Source organism: Clostridioides sp. ZZV14-6345 (genome assembly GCF_020657775.1).
Classification (GTDB): Bacteria; Bacillota; Clostridia; order Peptostreptococcales; family Peptostreptococcaceae; genus Clostridioides; species Clostridioides difficile_D.
On record NZ_JAGWCX010000112.1, the window covers coordinates 1 to 5,731 of the forward strand.

A 5,731-nucleotide genomic window follows, 5' to 3' on the forward strand; every position below is an offset into this window, starting at 1 on the left:
AATATATTTGATTTCATACAAAAAAGAGTTCCTCATGAACTAAAAAGTTCATTTTGAGACACCATCTTCTTTTCTTATACTACATGGTTTTTTATATTGAATAAATTTCATAAGTATTATCTCCTTTTAACTTTTCTAACCAAACCATCTCTAAAATATCTAACTCTTCTAAGTAGTCTTTCTCAGTTTTGTTGTCATCATACTTTATAAGTTCTAAAACTTCGAACGTAAATGCTTTTTCACCGTATTTTTTCCAATCATTATTTAACTCTTTTATCATACATGAACCAGCACCAAGTTGGAATTTGAGGGAGTTAAATTTGCTTTTTATGTCATTACTCTTTCCAAGGTAAATCTTTTTAGTAATATCACTTTTTATTATAAATACACCTGTGTCAAATTTCATTTCTTTGTATAATTGTTTTAATTCACGTTTTCTATCCATAATTTTATATACCTCTCTTTATAATTTTAATATGTAATATGTAAATATAAAAATATATTACGTATTAAATTATAAAGAGATTAATTTCATATGTAAATAGTTTTTATAAATTTAATTATAAATTAGTTATTAATAAATAAGGTATTTGGCTTAATAAGTCCGTTATAAAGGTAATTATAAATTTTGATATGATAGAAATATAAAAAGAATAGTTGACAGGATATAAAATATAGAATAAACTAAAAATGTAATAGTAAATATAAAATATATATTACATTGAAAGGGATGAACAACCAATATGAATAAAAGAATAGAATTAATAGGGAATTTTGCAAGTGATTGGATTAGGTATAGTGATTATGAATATAAAATTACTGAAGAAAATGAATTATATATAGTTCCAAGTGAAGATGCTGTGTTTACCATGTACAACCCATTTGATGTAGCAGATGATATAATAGTAGATATAATTCGTATAGGACAAGAGGCACTACAAGATATACCAAAAGAGACGAAAGAGATGAGATTAAAAAAAGAAGTACTTGAATTTGTAAAAAAATATGGATTATTGGGTTTAATATATTCAAGTGTATATAATAGAGATATAGTTGGAGAAGAAAGAGTACTGATGATTGAAAAGAATTATATTACAAAAGAAAATATATTGAGTACTGATGAATATGTAAACATGTTTATACCATTTGCAAGTGATGAAGATGTGTATTTTAAAAAGTATAGAAGAGGTATAGATGTATCAAAGAGAGAGGAATCTCCTAAGTTTTTTGGAAAGAGACCATTAATTTTAGATTTAGTATTTTCAAAGTTCTACACTGAACAACTGGACTGGATTGTAAGCTTTGCTAAAGATATGTGTAAACACTTTAATCAAATTTGTGTATATAAAAATACATCTAATCTATTAACTGAAAGTGTTACTATTATGTCTGGAGGGTTTAATCCTCAAAAGATAGGATTTTCTATAAGTCAATTAAATAAACCAATTATTGCATGGGAGTTTGATTCTTTGAAAACAGCTATTGAGACTATTTATGCCTTTGCAATTACAAGTGAACCTTCTTCTTTAAATAAATGCAAGTACTGTGGTAAAATTTATATTCCTACAAATTCTAAATCTCAATACTGTTCACCTTCTTGTAGAAATTGTTCAAATGTAAAGAAAAGTAGAAGTAGAGCTAAAAAGGATAAATAAGATTAATAAATATATCATTGTTTAGATTTTAATAAATAACTACTGAATGAAAAGTTGTTATAGAAAATTATATATCTAAATGATGGTATTTTTTTATTGAGAAAATTGAAAAGTTTAATTGAAGCAGTAATTTTGAGTTGACAAAAACGACTACTACTAATACTATTATAAGTAGTCGCTAGAATAAGTTATATTAATTTAAGTATAGCATAAAAATAAAAAAAAGTCAATAGAAAAAACAAAAAAGGAGAATTTAAAAATGATATCACCTATTATTTTGAGTTCTATAAATCGGAATTTAAAGGAAATAGAAAGAAATGAATTACTTGAGACTAATATAGAATCTAGAGATTATGGTCTAGCTCTTTCTGAATCTGATGTAAAAGATATAATAACTTCAAGAAACGATACTTTAAAGGGATATGGAAGAATAGAATTGGATATAAAAGTTACAAAACAATTGATAGAAAATATATATACATCACAGTACACAAATGTGGACAATTATTTAGAGACTATTAATGATATGCAAGAAATTTTTTATTATTTAAAAAATGAAACTGATGATAATATATGTGATGATGAGATTATAGAAATACTGGATGAACTTTATGAAAAGTTTGCAGGCAATATAGACAATGTAAGAGGAGAAGCAGATGAATTTGCAAAGAAATTTAAATTTGGAGAAGTTTAATATATGATAGGAGAGATTTGATATGTTAAATAGTCTAAGTAATATTAATATAAATGAAAATAATTTAATAAAGAAACAATATTCCATATCTTTACTTAAGGAATGTCTAGATTGTAAAGTGGTAGATGAAAGAGAAGTATATAGCATACAACAAGAAATATCTTTACTACTTGTAGATTTGATTAAAAAATATACAAATGGTCAAAGCACATCAGTAAAGACAGAAATTGCTGAAAAGTTGTTGATTTCAATATGGTATGCTATTGATGTATACATAAATAAGTTAGAAAGCATAGAAAAGAGAGTTATAGAACTGACTGCTAAAAACGTCAAAAATGTGTACTTGAAAGGTATACAAATATTAGAGAATGATTTAATTGAGTTAGAAAAATTTTATGAACTAATGATGAGTAGAAAATTAGATACTAATTCAATAGCATATAATGATACTTTGATAGAGTTATCAAGTTTCTTTAAAAATTATAGTATGAAATTTGAAGCTCAGGATATTCCAGTAAGTATAGATTATCCATTGGCATTAGATGATATGGATGTTCAAGGAATTTATTATGTAAAAAATTATATTGTGAGTATAGATATAGAAAATAGATTTTGTAACTTATTTAAGAAGAAGGATAGAGAAAAATTATTTTATGATTATGGGATGACTTATAAGATAGATTGTGATGTTATACTTGTAAATTTATTTGAACTTATTATAAACAATTGTATTTTTTCTACCATTTTAGGAAATGAAGTGACTAATCTAGAAATTTCAGAATATGAGTATGAGTTTTTAGAAAAACAATTTAAAAATATATACAATAATATTGCTGAAGATGAAGTTAGGGGTTATGAAGAACGTAATATGATTGAATTGATTGAAGTAGATGATAACTTGGACACTGAAGCAGATAGTAACTTGGATTATAATGATTTTGAAGAAATTAATAGAGAAATTAGAATAAATGAAAAAATAACCTTACTAATTATGGAAGTAATTGAAGTATTGATAAAAAGATTAAGCATAGAAGATGAAGTGGTAATAAGATATATTAAAAAATATGAAAAGGTATTTATTGAATCTGTACTAAGCTCAATAAAAAGTAACACTCTTAAAAGTATGGTAACTGTGAGTAAAAACAAAAATGGATATTTAGAAGATTATATTATTGATGATGAAAGTAAATTGGATGATGAGTCGTTTAGAGAGATATTCAATGAAATATTAGATAGTACATCTATAATTGAAAAAATAAGAATAATAAAGGAAAATATCAATGCTAAAAAAGACTTTATCGATATTCTAGAATCTGAATGTTTATTTGGAGAAGAGTATTTAATGTTGTTTGCATCATTAAGCGAATTGGAATTGGCAATTTTAGGTAGTGTAGTATTTTATGAGGATATTAGAATGAAAGAAATTAATTTATTAGAACTTTTATTAACTAAGAAAACTGAAACTACTTTATGGAAGATGGAATACATTGAATTTATGAAGAGGCAAAGTGAAGATAAGATATACTCCATAGAAGAACATATGAATAAAATTAATTAACAAAAAATTGTGAATAAATAGAATGTTAGTATATAATATAATCTATAAAGCATATCAAAAATACATATATATGGAGGGCGATTATGAAAGAGTATATTATAAATAACATTGAAGAAATAAGGGAAGAACTAATAGATTTGTCTAAGAAAATATGGGAAAATCCAGAATTAGCTTTTGAAGAAAAGTATGCAAGTAGCATCCAAAAAGAATACCTAAAATCAAAAGGATTTAGAATTGAAGAAGTAGAAAATTTACCTACTGGATTTATAGCAAGTTTTGGAGAAGGTAAGCCTGTGATTGGAATACTTGGAGAATATGATGCTTTACCAGAGCTATCACAATGTGTGAGTGCAGAAAGAGAGCCACTGGTAGAAGGGGAAGCTGGACATGGATGTGGACATAACCTATTGGGCGTAGCGGGTGTAGGAGCAGTTGTTTCCATAAAAAAATTAATAGAAGAAAATAAATTTAATGGAACAATAAAATATTTTGGTTGTCCTGCTGAAGAAGAAGGTGGAGGAAAGACAGTTATGTGTGTAAATGGCTGTTTTGATGATGTGGATTGTGCATTTACATGGCATCCTTTTGATATAAATGCACCTTGGAGAGGTGGAAGTCTAGCAAACTTATCTGTCAAATTTAAATTTAAAGGGATAACAGCTCATGCAGCTCAAGCTCCTCATAATGGGAGAAGTGCACTTGATGCTGTTGAAATTATGAATGTTGGAGCTAATTACTTGAGAGAACATGTGATTGACTCTATAAGAATGCACTATGTTATAACTAATGGTGGGGGAAGACCTAATGTAGTTCCTGGTTTTGCTGAAAGCTGGTATTTTATTAGAGGTAAAAAAGCAAAGGATGCAGAACACGTTCTTGATAGATTAATAAAAGTAGCTCAAGGAGCAGCAATGATGACAGAGACTGAAATGGAGTATAAGGTTACAGATGGAATATATGATTATATACCAAATCAATGTTTGACTGATTTAGTTTACAGTAATATGATTTTTGTTGGTTGTCCTAAAACAACTCCTGAAGAAGAAGAATTTGTGAAAAAATTATGTGATACTCTTACTAGAGAAGAAAGATTGGGTGTAGCAACATCATTCCAAAATGATAAATCTATTGTAGAAAGCTATATACACCAGGGGATAGTTGATGGAGACAAAGATAAAGGACTAGCTGGTTCTACTGATGTTGGAGATGTAAGTTATGTTATACCAGTAGCTCAATTTGCAATGGCAGCATGGCCTGTTGGGATTGCAAGTCATACATGGCAGTCATGTTCATCAGCAGGTTCAAGTATAGGATTTTCTGCTATGATAAATTCAGCTAAAGTACTGGCTTGTAGTGCTTATGATGTATTTATGAATACTGAAATTATTGATAAAGCAAAAATCGAATTTGAAAAATCATTAGATGGACAAAAATTTAAACCATTGGTATAATCTTGGTAATAAAATATTTCTGGGGGGAATAGCTATGAGAGAAAAAGTTGAAAAAGTGCTTGAAGAAAAGATAAAACCAGTATTACAAAGAGATGGTGGAGATGTAGAGCTTATAGATGTAAATGAAAATGGTGTAGTTTTAGTTAGACTACAAGGTGCATGTAGTGGGTGTCCAGGAGCGACTATGACAATCAAAGCTATTATTGAAAATGTTTTGGTGAGTGAAGTTCCAGGAGTAACTCAAGTATTAGGTGTTTAATGGTGGTAGTGTACTAGATATATGCTGAAATATTATAGATAGATATGAAAAAGTGTGAAAGAAAGCTGTAGATAAATTTGTTTTAGAGTCTGGAAATATTTATGTGTATTCTTT

The 5,731-nt window shown here is 27.4% G+C and carries 6 protein-coding genes; 5 read left to right on the forward strand and 1 reads right to left on the reverse strand.

Annotation, left to right across the window (positions count from 1 at the left end; all coding sequences use genetic code 11):
- Positions 1 to 91: 91 nt before the first annotated feature.
- On the reverse strand, positions 92 to 445 hold the full coding sequence (locus tag KGF39_RS18705; protein WP_227823466.1) for a GIY-YIG nuclease family protein: 354 nt from the start codon (positions 443 to 445) through the stop codon (positions 92 to 94).
- 298 nt (positions 446 to 743) lie between these two features.
- Between KGF39_RS18705 and KGF39_RS18710 the strand changes: the two genes are divergently transcribed.
- The 5 genes from KGF39_RS18710 (at position 744) to KGF39_RS18730 (ending at position 5,617) form a co-directional block, all read left to right on the forward strand.
- The gene (locus KGF39_RS18710) at positions 744 to 1,655 is read left to right on the forward strand and encodes a recombination protein NinG (protein ID WP_227823467.1); all 912 of its coding nucleotides are present in this window, start codon (positions 744 to 746) and stop codon (positions 1,653 to 1,655) included.
- A gap of 259 nt (positions 1,656 to 1,914) precedes the next feature.
- Positions 1,915 to 2,349 (forward strand): DUF6323 family protein, encoded by a 435-nt coding sequence (locus KGF39_RS18715; RefSeq protein WP_227823468.1) that lies wholly within the window; start codon positions 1,915 to 1,917, stop codon positions 2,347 to 2,349.
- 22 nt (positions 2,350 to 2,371) lie between these two features.
- Positions 2,372 to 3,907 (forward strand): DUF6179 domain-containing protein, encoded by a 1,536-nt coding sequence (locus KGF39_RS18720; RefSeq protein WP_227823469.1) that lies wholly within the window; start codon positions 2,372 to 2,374, stop codon positions 3,905 to 3,907.
- 83 nt (positions 3,908 to 3,990) lie between these two features.
- Positions 3,991 to 5,358, forward strand: coding sequence for a M20 family metallopeptidase (locus tag KGF39_RS18725; protein WP_227823470.1), 1,368 nt, complete (start codon positions 3,991 to 3,993; stop codon positions 5,356 to 5,358).
- Positions 5,359 to 5,392: 34 nt separating this feature from the next.
- On the forward strand, positions 5,393 to 5,617 hold the full coding sequence (locus tag KGF39_RS18730) for a NifU family protein (RefSeq protein ID WP_009888660.1): 225 nt from the start codon (positions 5,393 to 5,395) through the stop codon (positions 5,615 to 5,617).
- The last annotated feature ends 114 nt before the right edge of the window (positions 5,618 to 5,731 follow it).

What these genes read in the sequence shown, in the direction of transcription:
- KGF39_RS18705 (WP_227823466.1), bottom strand. Translation starts at nt 445, where the DNA reads ATGGATAGAAAACGTGAATTAAAACAATTATACAAAGAAATGAAATTT.
- KGF39_RS18710 (WP_227823467.1), top strand. Translation starts at nt 744, where the DNA reads ATGAATAAAAGAATAGAATTAATAGGGAATTTTGCAAGTGATTGGATT.
- KGF39_RS18715 (WP_227823468.1), top strand. Translation starts at nt 1,915, where the DNA reads ATGATATCACCTATTATTTTGAGTTCTATAAATCGGAATTTAAAGGAA.
- KGF39_RS18720 (WP_227823469.1), top strand. Translation starts at nt 2,372, where the DNA reads ATGTTAAATAGTCTAAGTAATATTAATATAAATGAAAATAATTTAATA.
- KGF39_RS18725 (WP_227823470.1), top strand. Translation starts at nt 3,991, where the DNA reads ATGAAAGAGTATATTATAAATAACATTGAAGAAATAAGGGAAGAACTA.
- KGF39_RS18730 (WP_009888660.1), top strand. Translation starts at nt 5,393, where the DNA reads ATGAGAGAAAAAGTTGAAAAAGTGCTTGAAGAAAAGATAAAACCAGTA.